General features: G+C 32.6%; 14 protein-coding genes, 8 tRNA genes and 1 riboswitch. Of the genes, 17 read left to right on the top strand and 5 right to left on the bottom strand.

Annotated features, from left to right (window positions below; genetic code table 11):
* The first annotated feature begins 12 nt into the window (after positions 1-12).
* The 10 genes from hemY to MUA21_RS07710 all read left to right on the top strand — a co-directional run bounded on the left by hemY (position 13) and on the right by MUA21_RS07710 (position 3226).
* Positions 13-1407 carry a protoporphyrinogen oxidase gene (gene hemY, locus MUA21_RS07755; RefSeq protein ID WP_073341603.1) on the top strand — a complete coding sequence of 465 codons (1395 nt, stop codon included), beginning with the start codon at positions 13-15 and terminating at the stop codon, positions 1405-1407.
* A 142-nt stretch (positions 1408-1549) separates the two neighbouring features.
* Positions 1550-2107, top strand: coding sequence for an alpha/beta hydrolase (locus tag MUA21_RS07750; protein WP_070658759.1), 558 nt, complete (start codon positions 1550-1552; stop codon positions 2105-2107).
* A gap of 400 nt (positions 2108-2507) precedes the next feature.
* A tRNA-Met gene (locus tag MUA21_RS07745) sits at positions 2508-2581 on the top strand.
* Between the two features lie 11 nt (positions 2582-2592).
* Positions 2593-2668, top strand: a tRNA-Asp gene (locus MUA21_RS07740).
* A gap of 18 nt (positions 2669-2686) precedes the next feature.
* Positions 2687-2759 (top strand) — tRNA-Phe (locus tag MUA21_RS07735).
* 11 nt (positions 2760-2770) lie between these two features.
* Positions 2771-2846 (top strand) — tRNA-His (locus MUA21_RS07730).
* Positions 2847-2859: 13 nt separating this feature from the next.
* Positions 2860-2933 (top strand) — tRNA-Gly (locus MUA21_RS07725).
* Positions 2934-2943: 10 nt separating this feature from the next.
* A tRNA-Asn gene (locus MUA21_RS07720) sits at positions 2944-3018 on the top strand.
* A gap of 1 nt (position 3019) precedes the next feature.
* Positions 3020-3091: transfer RNA gene (locus MUA21_RS07715), tRNA-Glu, on the top strand.
* A gap of 46 nt (positions 3092-3137) precedes the next feature.
* Positions 3138-3226: transfer RNA gene (locus MUA21_RS07710), tRNA-Ser, on the top strand.
* 262 nt (positions 3227-3488) lie between these two features.
* On the opposite strand, the gene MUA21_RS07705 is transcribed toward MUA21_RS07710, so the two are convergent.
* Positions 3489-3659 (bottom strand): hypothetical protein, encoded by a 171-nt coding sequence (locus MUA21_RS07705; protein ID WP_164987238.1) that lies wholly within the window; start codon positions 3657-3659, stop codon positions 3489-3491.
* A 370-nt stretch (positions 3660-4029) separates the two neighbouring features.
* Here MUA21_RS07705 and menE point away from each other — a divergent pair, with 370 nt between their 5' ends.
* Positions 4030-5418, top strand: a complete 1389-nt coding sequence (gene menE / locus MUA21_RS07700; RefSeq protein WP_262561007.1) for an o-succinylbenzoate--CoA ligase — start codon at positions 4030-4032, stop codon at positions 5416-5418.
* A 12-nt stretch (positions 5419-5430) separates the two neighbouring features.
* A complete protein-coding gene (gene menC / locus MUA21_RS07695) occupies positions 5431-6435 on the top strand; it encodes an o-succinylbenzoate synthase (protein ID WP_262561006.1) in 1005 nt (334 codons plus the stop codon).
* On the opposite strand, the gene yidD is transcribed toward menC, so the two are convergent.
* On the bottom strand, positions 6432-6668 hold the full coding sequence (gene yidD, locus MUA21_RS07690; protein ID WP_064208800.1) for a membrane protein insertion efficiency factor YidD: 237 nt from the start codon (positions 6666-6668) through the stop codon (positions 6432-6434). The two genes, menC and yidD, sit on opposite strands and share 4 nt — an antisense overlap.
* Positions 6669-6729: 61 nt before the next feature.
* Between yidD and ytkD the strand changes: the two genes are divergently transcribed.
* Both ytkD and MUA21_RS07680 read left to right on the top strand, forming a co-directional pair.
* Positions 6730-7239: an RNA deprotection pyrophosphohydrolase gene (gene ytkD, locus MUA21_RS07685; RefSeq protein ID WP_064208801.1), complete on the top strand. Its 510-nt coding sequence runs from the start codon at positions 6730-6732 to the stop codon at positions 7237-7239.
* The gene (locus MUA21_RS07680; RefSeq protein WP_198644466.1) at positions 7196-7999 is read left to right on the top strand and encodes an alpha/beta hydrolase family protein; all 804 of its coding nucleotides are present in this window, start codon (positions 7196-7198) and stop codon (positions 7997-7999) included. The genes ytkD and MUA21_RS07680 overlap by 44 nt, the downstream gene beginning before the upstream one ends.
* A 26-nt stretch (positions 8000-8025) precedes the next feature.
* On the opposite strand, the gene pckA is transcribed toward MUA21_RS07680, so the two are convergent.
* On the bottom strand, positions 8026-9615 hold the full coding sequence (gene pckA, locus MUA21_RS07675) for a phosphoenolpyruvate carboxykinase (ATP) (protein ID WP_070658751.1): 1590 nt from the start codon (positions 9613-9615) through the stop codon (positions 8026-8028).
* Positions 9616-9771: 156 nt separating this feature from the next.
* A riboswitch (SAM riboswitch) is annotated at positions 9772-9884 on the top strand.
* A 111-nt stretch (positions 9885-9995) separates the two neighbouring features.
* Between pckA and metK the strand changes: the two genes are divergently transcribed.
* From metK to MUA21_RS07660, 3 genes are all read left to right on the top strand, one after another.
* On the top strand, positions 9996-11192 hold the full coding sequence (gene metK, locus MUA21_RS07670) for a methionine adenosyltransferase (RefSeq protein WP_262561001.1): 1197 nt from the start codon (positions 9996-9998) through the stop codon (positions 11190-11192).
* Between the two features lie 96 nt (positions 11193-11288).
* On the top strand, positions 11289-12197 hold the full coding sequence (locus tag MUA21_RS07665) for a nuclease-related domain-containing protein (protein ID WP_107525952.1): 909 nt from the start codon (positions 11289-11291) through the stop codon (positions 12195-12197).
* Positions 12198-12647: 450 nt separating this feature from the next.
* A complete protein-coding gene (locus MUA21_RS07660; RefSeq protein ID WP_272884796.1) occupies positions 12648-13484 on the top strand; it encodes an aldo/keto reductase in 837 nt (278 codons plus the stop codon).
* A gap of 77 nt (positions 13485-13561) precedes the next feature.
* Here MUA21_RS07660 and MUA21_RS07655 read toward each other — a convergent pair whose 3' ends face one another.
* Positions 13562-13918, bottom strand: a complete 357-nt coding sequence (locus MUA21_RS07655) for a fluoride efflux transporter FluC (protein ID WP_046207603.1) — start codon at positions 13916-13918, stop codon at positions 13562-13564.
* Positions 13915-14280: a fluoride efflux transporter CrcB gene (gene crcB, locus MUA21_RS07650; RefSeq protein WP_046207602.1), complete on the bottom strand. Its 366-nt coding sequence runs from the start codon at positions 14278-14280 to the stop codon at positions 13915-13917. Before crcB ends, MUA21_RS07655 begins: the two co-directional genes overlap by 4 nt.
* Positions 14281-14318: the final 38 nt, after the last annotated feature.

Raw genomic sequence — 14318 nt, 5'->3', positions numbered from 1 at the left:
GCGTGAATCACATTGACTAAGAGTATCGCAATTATTGGGGCAGGCATCACAGGCTTATCCAGTGCATATTTTATAAAATCAAAAAGACCTGACATCGATGTCACAATTTATGAATCTTCTAATAGAGCAGGCGGGAAAATACAAACATATCGTAATGAAGGCTATACCATTGAATTAGGTCCAGAATCTTATTTAGGACGAAAACAAATTATGACAGAGATAGCCAAAGATATAGGACTTGAAGATCAACTCATTACTAATAAAACTGGGCAATCGTATATATATGCTAAAAATAAACTCTATCCGATTCCAGGCGGTTCTATTTTAGGAATACCGACCGACATCAAACCATTTCTCAAAACCAAATTAATTTCTCCATTGGGTAAGTTAAGAGCTGGAATGGATTTGTTTAAAAAAACTATAGATATGGATAACGATATGTCGGTTGGTGAATTTTTTAGAACGCGGTTAGGTGACGAAGTGCTAGAAAATCTAATAGAACCATTAATGGGTGGTATTTATGGCACAAATATTGACGAGCTTAGTTTAATGAGTACTTTCCCTGAGTTTAAAGAAAGAGAAGAACAATTTGGTAGCCTTATTAAAGGAATGCGATATGAGAAGGCGCAAAGAATAAAACAACGTGAACTTTATCCAGGCGCACCTAAAGGACAATTTAAGCAATTTAGACATGGGTTGAGTTCATTTATAGAATGTTTAAGAGACGATTTGGTAGCAAAAGGTGTTAATATTAAATATCAAACTGCTGTTAAAGATATTACAGCGTCACAGAAAAAATATGAAATTAAAACAGTCAATGAGAAGCGCATCTATGATAGTGTCTTAGTTACAACGCCACATCAAAATTTCTTACAATGGTTTGGTAATGATCCTGCTTTTGATTATTTTAAAAACATGGATTCTACAACAGTAGCAACAGTCGTACTTGCATTTGACGAGGCAAATATCATCAACAATTATGATGGCACAGGATTCGTTATTGCTCGTACAAGCGATACGAATATCACGGCTTGTACTTGGACAAGTAAGAAATGGCCATTTACAACACCTGAAGGTAAAGTGTTAATTAGAGCTTATGTTGGTAAACCAGGTGATACGGTAGTTGACGATCATACAGATGAAGAACTCGTGAAAATCGTGAAAAATGATTTGAGTAAAATGATGACCTTTAAAGGTTCGCCTGATTTTAGTATTGTAAATCGTTTACCTAAAAGTATGCCTCAATATCAAGTAGGACATATTGAACAAATTAAATTGATACAATCGCATATAAGACATAATTATCCTAGATTACGTATTACTGGTGCGTCATTTGAGGCTGTTGGGTTACCTGATTGCATAAAGCAAGGAAAAGAAGCGGTTGAAGAGATTTTAGATGAAATCTAAATAAATAATAAAAAAGTCATTTTCTACTTTGTTAATTTTTAATTATTGTAGAATTGGCTTTTTTTACTAAGTTGAAACTTACAATACCGGTGAAATATATGAGATACTTTAAAAGTAATATTTGTAAATGGGGGATTGATTTATGACAGATATAGTAATAGTACATTCAAAATTAGGTGATTCAAAGAATCATTGGTATGAATGGTTAGCAAATAATCTTACATTAGAAGGTTACGTAGTTACACTTTTTAACATTCCGAAAGAACAAAATAGTGATATACGTAAATGGCTCAATGTTATGAATGAACAGATCCATATACGTAAACAGGATACCTATTTTGTAACTCATGGTTTTGGTACAATTGCTTCACTTGAATTTATTCAAAATAAAAACATAAACAATATTGAAGGTTTATTCAGTATCTCAGGTTTCAAAGAGGATGCACAAGAGATTGATGAGTCGTTGAAATTAGATGATAAAATCATTAACTATGATAAAGTTAAAGAAAAAGTGAATGAATTTTATGGTTTGTGTGCAAAAGACGATAAACATGTTTCTTACAAAGAAACAAAGCGTTTAATGGATGAATTGAATGGCAAATGTAAAATTACTGATTTTGGAGGACACTTCATGGAAGATGATGGTTTCACGACATTTACAAATTTACAAAGTAAAATGATGGGTATCATGAGTAAATAGATTGAATAAACCTACGACGGTCTATAATTATACAGCACAATACGGGGAAATAAGTTTTATATTTCAATTATAAAATGAACAGTCTTTATAGCTTACTTATATTTTAAGTAAATATGGGTAAGCTATAAAAATAAACAAATATGTGTCATTTCTTAACTAAAATTATAATATTATAGTTATATTCCTTTTTTACACAAAATACTTTAATGAAAGCATTGACGAAAGCTATAAAAGTTTATATACTAAATAAGTATTCAGAAATGAGGGGGAGCTTAACCACTCATTATGACATTTAATTTTTAATTATAAATTAATTATTTGTAAATTAATTTTAAAATAATGTTGATTTTGTCATGACATTATGGTATATTTAATAGGTAGGCGTCATTAATAATATTAACGCGGGATGGAGCAGTTCGGTAGCTCGTCGGGCTCATAACCCGAAGGTCGGTGGTTCGAATCCGCCTCCCGCAATTACATAGTTTGGTCTCGTAGTGTAGCGGTTAACACGCCTGCCTGTCACGCAGGAGATCGCGGGTTCGATTCCCGTCGAGACCGCCATTATTGATTTACCATTAAGGTTCAGTAGCTCAGTTGGTAGAGCAATGGATTGAAGCTCCATGTGTCGGCAGTTCGACTCTGTCCTGAACCATTTTATTTTTGGCGGTTGTGGCGAAGTGGTTAACGCATCGGATTGTGGTTCCGACATTCGTGGGTTCGATTCCCATCAACCGCCCCATAATCGTTGTCAAGCGGGTGTAGTTTAATGGCAAAACCTCAGCCTTCCAAGCTGATGTTGTGGGTTCGATTCCCATCACCCGCTCCATTCAAATTAATCCACAGTAGCTCAGTGGTAGAGCTATCGGCTGTTAACCGATCGGTCGTAGGTTCGAGTCCTACCTGTGGAGCCATGGCCCCGTGGTCAAGCGGTTAAGACACCGCCCTTTCACGGCGGTAACACGGGTTCGAGTCCCGTCGGGGTCATACAAACAGAAGTGAAATATCGCTTCTGTTTTTTTAATTCTATATTGGAGAGTTGTCCGAGTTGGCCGAAGGAGCACGCCTGGAAAGTGTGTAGGCGCCACAAGCGTCTCGAGGGTTCGAATCCCTCACTCTCCGTTAATTCTATAAAACCCGTTATACATCGTTATTTAAAACGTTGATATAACGGGTTTTATATTTATCGATAACTTTGTTGGATACTATAAATGAATTTTGATGTTTTCTAAGTTATTCTTATACAATAACTTAGGGAACAAACTGCTCTTAATTTCTAATATTTGGTTTTGTGATTAAGGGATTATGAGCCATCTTAGGACATCGTTCTATTTATTATAAGTGTAACGATTTTTCGTTATTTGATGATTGCGTTAAACAAATATTATTGTTTGTCAATTTTAATTGCAATATCTTCTAATTTATCTCTTATTTCTTTTAGAGTATGGCTTTCTGAAAAAGTGAAATGGAACGGAGTATTTTTGTTAGTTTTTGCATATATCGTTATGAGGTCGTAGTACAAGCCTTGCTCAATTTCGTATTTAATAAATTTCATTTTATTGTGATCTCCTTCATCATATATATAAATAAAAACGTTTATCTTTCTTCTTATCTAATATGGTGTAAGTAAACGAAGAGTGTGGGATTCGAATCTCTGATGCCTTAATAATCTATTATGATAATGAAGAGTCCTTTTACAGATCATGTTTTGTTTATGTGTTTATAATTAGTTGAAACGAAGTCATTTTTATTATCATATCACCAAAATTCATCGCATACAACTTAAATTTCGACTATTTTACAAAAGAAATGTAAACAAATAGTATAAATATGTATTTACGGTAATAGAAACTAATAAAATGCACCAACACTGTTAAATCAAAGTAAAAACGTTATAATAGTCTTTGAGATGGAGGAATGACAGATTGGAATTTTGGTTGAAAACGCAAGCAAAACAAAATGGAAATAAAGTATTTATTGATGATGGTCTTAATAAAATCACGTTTGCTTCAATGTATTACGAAGCAAGCCGTTTAGCTTATCAAATAAAACAGTTGAAGAAAAAGCGTATAGGAATATATATAGAAAATCATATTGAATCTATTACTTTGATTAATGCGTTGTGGCTAGCAGGTGTTGAAATCGTGATGTTAAACACGCGTTTAACCAAAGAAGAAATACAAAACCAGTTGCATTCTATTGAAACTGATACAGTAATTACTACTACCAATTTAACGTTACAAGATATAGTCATAATTGATTTTGATGTATTGAAACGTGAAGTTTCTAATAATACTTATGAAGCTATATTCAATATGGATCAAATTGCTTCTATTATGTTTACTTCTGGAACAACAGGACCACAAAAAGCTGTTCCTCAAACATTTGGCAATCATTATGCAAGTGCACTGGGTTGTAAACAAAGTCTAGGGTTTAATCAAGACACAAAATGGTTATCTGTATTGCCTATTTATCATATTTCTGGATTAAGTGTCATAATAAGAGCGCTGATTCAAGGTTTTACAGTACGTATTGCAGCGAAGTTTAATTCACATAGGATGCTTGAAATAATAGAAAAAGAATTACCAACGCATGTATCATTGGTTCCTCAAACTTTAAAATGGTTAATGGATGAAGGGTTGACTCAACCGTATAATATTCAAAAGATATTGTTAGGCGGGGCTAAGCTTTCTAGTACATTGATTGAAAATGCTTTGAAATTAGGATTGCCGATTTACAATTCATTCGGAATGACTGAAACATGTTCCCAATTTTTAACAGCATCGCCAAGTATTTTAGCTGAGCGTTATGATACCGTCGGAAAACCAAGTGAAAATGTTTTTGTGAAAATAAAAGAACCGAATAACCTAGGACATGGAGAACTACTTATCAAAGGTGACAATGTTATGAATGGATACCTATATCCTGAAGATTTAATAGATACGTTTGAAAATGGTTATTTTAAAACGGGAGATATTGCTGAAATAGATGACGATGGATATGTAATGATTTATGACAGACGTAAAGATTTGATCATTAGCGGTGGCGAAAATATATATCCATATCAATTAGAATCTGTAGCAAAACTACACGAATCAATTACTGATGCAATGTGTATCGGAGAGCATGACAGCACGTGGGGGGAAGTACCTTATTTATATTATGTTTCAAAAACAAAATTATCCAATGAAACATTAATCGAACATTTTAAATCACATATAGCGAAATATAAAATCCCAAAATATTTTAAACAAGTAACAGAATTACCTTATACATCAACTGGTAAACTACAACGAAAACATTTAAAAAATTAGGCGTGAAAATTTATGAAACTGAGCGAAATGAAACTTTATATTTGTAATAATGATTTTAAACATTCAATTATTACTCCTAAGGTGAAATTGGACAAGCGTAAAGCACTTATTATTGAATTTATTACGGATAAGCAGGAACATTATTTTGGAGAGTGTAACGCTTTTGAAACAGACTGGTATGATGATGAAACGATAGAAGTAGTTTATGACCAAACAATAAAGTGGTTTGAATCTTTTAAAAATATTGAGTTTGAATGCTTTTCGGAAGTTCAAAACGCGCTTCAATGTTTGGAAAAATATCCAGCTACACGAAGTATGATTGTGATGGCCTGTTATCAAATTTTTTTCCAATTAGAGACGTTTAATGTGCCTTATGGTGCCACGGTTAGCGGCCTAACGGATAAACAAATTAAGGACTTAAAAGTCACACAACCACAACGCATAAAAATAAAATGGTCGGAAACGATTTTAGAAGATGTTAAGCGATTGCAGAGATTGCTATTTAAACCTCAAATTGTCATTGATGCCAATGAATCTGTTAGAGATAACGAAGTTGAGAAAATCATGTTACTTTCAAGCAGTGAAATTCTTTATTTAGAAGAGCCTTTTAAAGATATAGAAAAAGTAAATCATTTTAAAGATACGGAATTACCACCTATAGCTATTGATGAGAAAGCAGTATCTTTGAAAACAATTTTATATTATATTGAAAATTATAAAATCGATGTTGTCATATTAAAACCATTTAGACTCGGTGGTATTGATAAAGTCATGGAAATCATTGAAATATTAGAACAAAAAGATGTGAAATATGTCATTGGCGGTATGTATGAATATGGTTTAAGTCGTTATTTTACTGCTTTATTAGCAAGATATACAACTTATCCAAGTGATATTACACCACAAGGTTATTATTTTGAAAATGATATTGTAGCACATTCAGGCATATTAAAAAGAGGTTCAATTTATTTTGAACCTCCTTTAGTAAACAAAGATAATTTAATGCAGATTGATTAATGTTTATGCTTTTTATCTTTTTTTAAAGGTACTGGATCAAATCCACCTTTGTGGAGTGGATGACATTTTGAAATACGTTTAACACCTAACCAAGTACCTTTAAAGGGGCCAAAAACTTCTATTGCTTCTCTAGTATATTCAGAACAAGTTGGGTAAAAGCGACATGTAGCTGGTGTCATAGGAGAAATGAAATGTTGATATATATAGATAAGTCCTAGAAAGATTTTTTTCATAAAATTTTGCCTCCAACAATTTACATCGCATTGATAGTTTAACATATATAAAGGGAGATTGATGTTTGTGAAGTTTAAAGATAAAGAAAATGATGATGTTTTTTTATCATTTAAAGATGAAAATGATATACCAGATGCAGACCATGTCTTAGTTATTCCAATATATCAAGGACAATTGCTTTTTACCAAACATAAAATAAGAGGTATAGAATTTCCTGGTGGCAAAAGAGAAGCAGGGGAATCAAGTGTACAAGCGTGTGATAGGGAATTGTTTGAAGAAACAGGAGCGCTTATTAATTTTAAAGATAGACATTATATTGCTCAATATTGTGTTAATCGTCAAAATGGCACACCTTTTACAAAAGATGTTTTCATGGTTAAAGTAGATCGATTACAAACGAAAAATGATTATTTAGAAACTGATGGGCCATTAATTTTCAATAGTATCTCAGATATTTCAGAAGCATATAAAAGTTATTTATTGAAAGATGCTGCAATTTTAAAATGTTTAGAGAGAGTGATCGAGCTTGGATTTTATTCACAGAAAAAGAATGCCGATAGAAGTACCTGACCATATTTTTGATGAAGTCACTTATGAAGTGGATGAGATTAATGTTAGAGGTTTATTAATGCAACCACATAAAAGTGTAAAAAGAATAGTTATATATTTGAGAGGTGGTAAAGGACAAGTTGGTAAAGTAAGAGCCGGTCGTTTAATGCAATTTTCAGATAATCAAACACTTGTATTTGGGCCTTATTATAGAGGTAACAATGGTAGTGAAGGTAAGGATGAATTTTATGGTAGGGATTTAAATGATGTAACCGTGGCTGTTCGAATATTAAATGCAATGTACCCTGATGCATATATTCATATGATAGGATTTTCCAGAGGTGGATTACAAGGGCTGCTTACATTTCAAGATTTACCAGTTACAAGTTTTATTATTTGGGGTGGTGTGTCTGATATTCACCTCATGTATGAAGAAAGAATAGATTTAAGAGGTATGTTGAGAAGGATGATCGGACATCCAAAGAAACAAGCAACAGCATATAAGCAAAGGGATGCGATTGCTAATATACACGCCGACAGTCCACCTATACTTATTGTACATGGTGGTAAAGATAAACAAGTTGGGATTCACCAAGCCTATTATTTGGAAACACAATTGAAACATATTGGCTCGACTTATCAAACATTTTATCAAATGGATGAAGATCATGTACCAAGGCCATTTGCAATGAAAACAGCGTTATATACAGTTAAACAATGGATGGATAAAGTAGAAAAAAATAAAAAAATTACTAATAAAGCACATGGGCCACAATTATAATGTAGTCCATGTGCTTTATTAAGTATTTATTTAAAGCCACCATTTTGTGCTAAATCTGAAACTTCATCACCAAATTTTTCGAAATTATGTTTAAATCTGTCGATTAAATCTTGAGCTTGTTCTCTATATGCCTCTGGCTTACTCCAAGCATTTATTGGATTTAGTAGTGTTTGAGGTACGTCTTCAACTTCCACTGGTATATTTAATCCAAACATATCATCTTGAATATATTCTGTATCTCTTAGTTGTCCAGTGATTGCTTGATTAACCATTTGTCTCGTATAACTTAAACTAATACGGCGTCCTGTACCATATTTACCACCAGTCCAACCGGTATTCACTAAATAAACATCCACATCATGTTTATCAATTAAGTCGCCTAGTAAATCTGCATAAACTTTAGCATGTAAAGGTAAGAAAGGTGAGCCGAAACATGTTGAGAAAGATGGCTCTGGTTCAGTAATACCTCTTTCTGTTCCTGCAAGTTTAGCTGTGAATCCACTTAAAAAGTGATACATCGCTTGATCTTTGCTAAGTTTTGAGATAGGAGGTAAAACGCCAAAAGCATCAGCAGTAAGGAAAATAATCGTATTTGGATGTGCTGCTTTGGAAGGTGTAACGATATTTTCTATATGGTTGATTGGATAAGCGGCTCTTGTATTTTCAGTGTAATAGTTGTCATCAAAGTCGACATCGCCTTCTTCATCTACAACAACATTTTCTAAAATTGTACCGTATTTAATTGCTTCATATATTTGAGGTTCTTTTTTGTAAGAAAGGTTGATTGCTTTTGCGTAACATCCACCTTCGATATTAAAGATACCATTTTCATTCCAACCGTGTTCATCATCACCGATTAATTTTCGAGTTGAATCTGCTGAAAGTGTTGTTTTTCCTGTACCAGAAAGTCCAAAAAATAGAGCTACATCACCTTTTTCACCAACGTTTGCGGAGCAGTGCATACTCATTATATTATCTTTAGGCAGTAAGTAGTTCATTACGGAGAAAATACCTTTTTTCATCTCACCAGCGTATTCAGTACCGCCGATTAAAATGACCTTATGTTTAAATGAAGTAATAATAAATGTTTCTGAATTTGTACCATCTATATTTGGATCAGCTTTAAAATAGGGTGCTGATACAATCGTAAAGTCAGATTTAATTTCTTCTGCTTCTTCTTTTGTTTCAGGACGAATAAACATATTTTGTGCGAAGAGATTATGCCAAGCCAATTCGTTGACAACCGTTAGTTTGAGTTGTGAATCTTTATCGCTACCTGCATAGCCTTTAAATACATATAATTCATCTTTTTCATTTAAATAATTTAATACTTTATCATATAATTTTAAAAATGTGTCTTCTTCAATAGGTTGATTGATATTTCCCCAATCAATATCATCTCTGTATGATGGTTCATTAACAATAAACTTATCTTTCGGTGAACGACCAGTGTATTTACCCGTTTTAGCGTTAATTGCACCTAGTTCGGTTAGTTCTCCTTCATTATTATTAAGAATTTTCTTATACAACTGTGTTGTAGATTGTTGAAATAATGAAGACTTCTTGTCCAAAATGTTTTGAACTTTTTTTGTGTAAGTGTATGTATCTACCGCCATACTATATCCCTCCAACGCTATTAAATTAATGTAAGCCTTTACAATTACAGAGTATAACACATATGATTGATTAGTCCACACCATTTTTAAAGTAATTTAAATAAATATCAAATTGACATTAGTACTTAGTTTCGGTACTATAGTGATTAACGGATTCTCTTATCCTGAGTGGCGGAGGGACATGGACCCAATGAAGCCCAGCAACCTCTTCTTACAACGAAGAAAGGTGCCAAACCGTTTGCGGACAAATAGCGTCTGAACGATAAGAGCGAATGGACGTATAAGGGCCTTCTCTCTATTCATATAGTGAAGAAGGCTTTTTTTAATGAGCTCAATAAAAGAGAATTTTCGTAATCAAAGACAAAGGAGCAAGTTAATTTATGACTTATAATAGAAGATTATTTACTTCAGAATCGGTTACAGAAGGGCACCCAGATAAAATCGCTGACCAAGTGTCTGATGCAATTTTAGACGAAATATTGAAAGATGATCCTCATGCGCGGGTTGCTTGTGAAACTACCGTGACTACGGGTATGGCATTAATTTCAGGAGAAATTTCTACAGCTACATATGTAGATATCCCTAAAGTTGTAAGAGAAACAATTAAAAACATCGGGTATACACGTGCTAAATATGGTTACGATAGTCAAACGATGGCAATATTAACAGCTATTGACGAGCAATCGCCTGATATCGCACAAGGCGTCGATAATGCATTAGAATATCGTGATAATTTATCAGAAGAAGAAATTGAAGCAACTGGTGCAGGTGACCAAGGTTTAATGTTTGGTTATGCGACAAACGAAACGGATACTTATATGCCGTTACCAATATTTTTATCTCATCAATTAGCTAAACGATTATCAGATGTGCGAAAAGATAGTATTTTAAAATACTTGCGCCCAGATGGAAAAGTTCAAGTAACGGTGGAATATGATGAACTAGATAAACCACATCGTATAGATACAATTGTCGTTTCAGCTCAACATATGGAAGACATTACTTTAGAACAAATTCAAGCTGACATCAAAGAACATGTCATATACCCAACAGTACCGGAAGGATTAATTGACGATAATACAAGATTCTATATTAATCCAACTGGACGATTTGTAATTGGCGGGCCTCAGGGTGATGTTGGTTTAACAGGCCGTAAAATTATCGTAGATACATACGGTGGTTATGCACGTCATGGAGGAGGTTGCTTTAGCGGTAAAGATCCTACAAAAGTAGATCGTTCAGCTACTTATGCTGCGCGTTATGTAGCCAAAAATATTGTAGCAGCTGATTTAGCGGATAAATGTGAAGTTCAACTCGCATATGCCATTGGAGTGGCTGAACCAGTATCGATTGCAATAGATACTTTTGGAACAGGAAAAGTATGTGAAACAGAACTAGTAGAAGCAGTTAGAACTCACTTTGATTTAAGACCAGCAGGCATTATTAAAATGTTAGATTTAAAACATCCAATATATAAACAAACGGCAGCATATGGACACTTTGGAAGAACAGATATACTGTTACCTTGGGAAAAATTAGATAAAGTAAATTTATTAAAAGATAGCGTAGAAATATAAGCATGACGTAATTAATTTTTTTAAACTTTACTATCGAATGATGAACTCATATCTATTATAATTAAGTTACTGAACACATAAAGGAGCGTTGTTGTTATGAATTCATTTGGCCCGATGGAAATTGGACTAATCGTGGCAATTGTCGTAGCAGTTATTTGTTTGATCTTATTTTTAGTTGCTTTGAAAAGTAAGAAAAAAGCACAGCAGACCATTGAGGAGCAATACAAAACAAGAGAACAAAAACTTAGCGATGAACATGATGAAGAGTTAGAAAAAGAAAGAATTGAAAATAAAAAGCAAGTTACTAAACAAAAAGAGGACTATGAAGCTACAGTAAATGCAAAAGAGCAAGAAATAGATGCATTAAAACTTTTCTCTAAAAATAAAAGTGAGTATGTAACGGATATGAGATTAATTGGTATTCGTGAACGCTTAGTTAATGAAAAACGTATTCGTCCAGAAGATATGCATATCATGGCAAATATTTTCTTACCGAAAAATAACTTTAGTGATATACGCCGTATAAGTCATTTAGTACTCACACGTACTGGACTCTATCTCATAGATTCACAGTTGTTAAAAGGTCATGTATTTAATGGCATTAATGATAACCAATTCAAAGAACAACCGATGATGGAGCAAGTGTTTGAAACGTTAAACCTTGACAAACAAACGGCACAAACCTTAGTTATGGACCAAAATGATGACAAAGATTCTTTATCATTTGTAAATTATACGAATTATTTAAATGAAATTGAAAAACTAGCTGGTGAATTACAAACAGAATTAAACTTGAAATTCACACCGACATCAATTCTTTATTTTAATCCTAAAGATGAAGGTGCTGTGACAATTTCAAATTATGCACAAAGTACTAATTCTAAAGTGCTAGTTGGACCAGAACAACTTGATGAATACTTTAATAAGTTTGTTTTTCATGGTCGTATCCAGTACAATGTTGAAGATTTACAACGTGTGATGGATGAAATTGAAACATTTAACTAATTAAGTATCAAGAATATAAATCTTGTTATAATAGCTCATAAATGAATTTTTTCGAAAATTTATTTATGGGCTTTTTTACTTGTATTTTATAAGTGTGAACTTACTTTTCTACGAGCAAACTTTAATATAAATTATCTGGTTTGATTTGCCTATCAAAATATATGTATCTAAATTGCTATTTATTAATGTTATTCTAATTCTATATAATACCAATATATGTATATATCATTTAACAATGGGATTAAAATAACTTAAGAAATCTGTTTTTGGTTTAGGAAAAGAATCGAATTTTTTAGAAGGTTATGACTATAGCTATTTGTTAAAAGTCTATATCTAAGTATATAAGTAATTTATTTAGACAAATTATTTAAAATTTAGGCATTTTAATTTAATTGTTTGATAAATTTGATTATTATTATAGATAGTTTAATAGTAAAGGGGAGTTTAAATTTGGAATTTGTAACATTTTATAATGGTAATGAAATGCCAATCATAGGCTTAGGTACTTTCCGAGTTGAAAATAATGATCAATGTAAGGATGCAGTAAAACATGCAATTGAAAATGGGTATAGACATATTGATACTGCAATGATATATGATAATGAGGAAATGGTTGGACAAGGCATTGCAGAAGGATTAGCATCCACAGGATTAGATAGAAGTGATCTTTTTGTTACATCCAAATTATGGCTTGATGATTATGGTCGCAGCAATGTAGCAGAAGCTTATGAGACTAGTTTAAGTAAGCTAGGATTAGACTATTTAGATTTATATTTAATGCATTGGCCAGGCTTAGATGAAGCATTGATGATAGATACTTGGCAAGGTATGGAAGATTTGTATAAAAATGATAGAGTTAAGAATATTGGGGTTAGTAACTTTAATGCAGAACATTTAGAAGCATTACTTGCTCAAGTTTCAATTAAACCTGTAATTAACCAAGTTGAATTTCATCCTTATCTCACACAGTCAGAATTGAGAAGATATCTTGAAGTTCAAAATATACACGTAGAATCCTGGTCACCATTAATGAATGCACAAATTTTGGAAGATGATACAGTTAAGTCAGTAGCATCAGAAATAAATAAAACACCAGCACAAGTTATAATCAGATGGAATATTGAACATGGAGTTGTAGTGATACCTAAATCTGTCACACCATCTAGAATTGAAGAAAATTTAAATGTATTTGATTTTGAATTAACTAAAGAACACATTGAACGTTTAGACAGTTTAAACGAAGATAAAAGAATTGGTCCTAATCCATCAGAGTATAGTGGACACTAATAGAGTAATTGCATTTTGAATAAGACCGTAAATATAGTAGATTAAAACTATATTTACGGGTTTTTTTTTTATGTAAGTTAAATCATAAAATATCCTAATAAACATGAAATGAACGCTACTACATATTGTAAAATTGAATAAATAATAAAATGAAATATCTGTTTGTTTGGTGTTAACATTTGAACTAATTCAGATGATAAAGTTGAAAAAGTAGTTAGTCCACCAAGAATTCCAACAATTAAAAATGTGTTAATCCAAGTAACGTTTAAAGTCAGTCCCATGCATAGACCAATCAAAAAACTACCTAAAATATTTACGACAAGTGTTGCAATCGGGTAAGTACTATTAATTCTATTGTTAAAGAAATTAGTAACAAATGCACGAATAACTGCGCCTATTCCGCCACCTAACATAACTAAAAAAAACTGAGTCATGATAAACGCGCCCCCATTCTAACTCCAATATAACAAACCAATATACCTATGATATAGCTGAGTAAAGCATAGGTTACTAACATTACATATGCTTGTTGTTGTAATAATCCAACAAGTTCGAATTGAAACGTTGAAAAAGTAGTCAGTGCACCAAGTAATCCAGTAGTTATACCTTTTTTGAGTAGTGGATTGTTTCTAAAATACTGTATCGCTAAAGACCCTAATAAGCCCATTAAAAATGCACCTATGATATTCGCGAAAAATGTGCCAGTTGGAAATCCTTCAGTACTATTAAAAACAGATAATAAATAGCGAATGAATGCGCCAATGGCACCGCCAACAAAAATATATAAATATTGCACTATGATATCTTCCTTTCAAAAAAAATAAACTACAAAAG

Origin of the sequence: Staphylococcus ureilyticus, assembly GCF_025558845.1 — a bacterium.
In the GTDB taxonomy this organism is placed as follows: Bacteria; Bacillota; Bacilli; order Staphylococcales; family Staphylococcaceae; genus Staphylococcus; species Staphylococcus ureilyticus.
The sequence above is the reverse complement of the archived record's forward strand: the minus strand, read 5'-3'. Positions and strand labels throughout refer to the sequence as shown.

What these genes read in the sequence shown, in the direction of transcription:
- MUA21_RS07705 (WP_164987238.1), bottom strand. Translation starts at nt 3,659, where the DNA reads ATGAAATTTATTAAATACGAAATTGAGCAAGGCTTGTACTACGACCTC.
- metK (WP_262561001.1), top strand. Translation starts at nt 9,996, where the DNA reads ATGACTTATAATAGAAGATTATTTACTTCAGAATCGGTTACAGAAGGG.
- MUA21_RS07665 (WP_107525952.1), top strand. Translation starts at nt 11,289, where the DNA reads ATGAATTCATTTGGCCCGATGGAAATTGGACTAATCGTGGCAATTGTC.
- yidD (WP_064208800.1), bottom strand. Translation starts at nt 6,668, where the DNA reads ATGAAAAAAATCTTTCTAGGACTTATCTATATATATCAACATTTCATT.
- pckA (WP_070658751.1), bottom strand. Translation starts at nt 9,615, where the DNA reads ATGGCGGTAGATACATACACTTACACAAAAAAAGTTCAAAACATTTTG.
- ytkD (WP_064208801.1), top strand. Translation starts at nt 6,730, where the DNA reads ATGTTTGTGAAGTTTAAAGATAAAGAAAATGATGATGTTTTTTTATCA.
- MUA21_RS07655 (WP_046207603.1), bottom strand. Translation starts at nt 13,918, where the DNA reads ATGACTCAGTTTTTTTTAGTTATGTTAGGTGGCGGAATAGGCGCAGTT.
- menC (WP_262561006.1), top strand. Translation starts at nt 5,431, where the DNA reads ATGAAACTGAGCGAAATGAAACTTTATATTTGTAATAATGATTTTAAA.
- MUA21_RS07750 (WP_070658759.1), top strand. Translation starts at nt 1,550, where the DNA reads ATGACAGATATAGTAATAGTACATTCAAAATTAGGTGATTCAAAGAAT.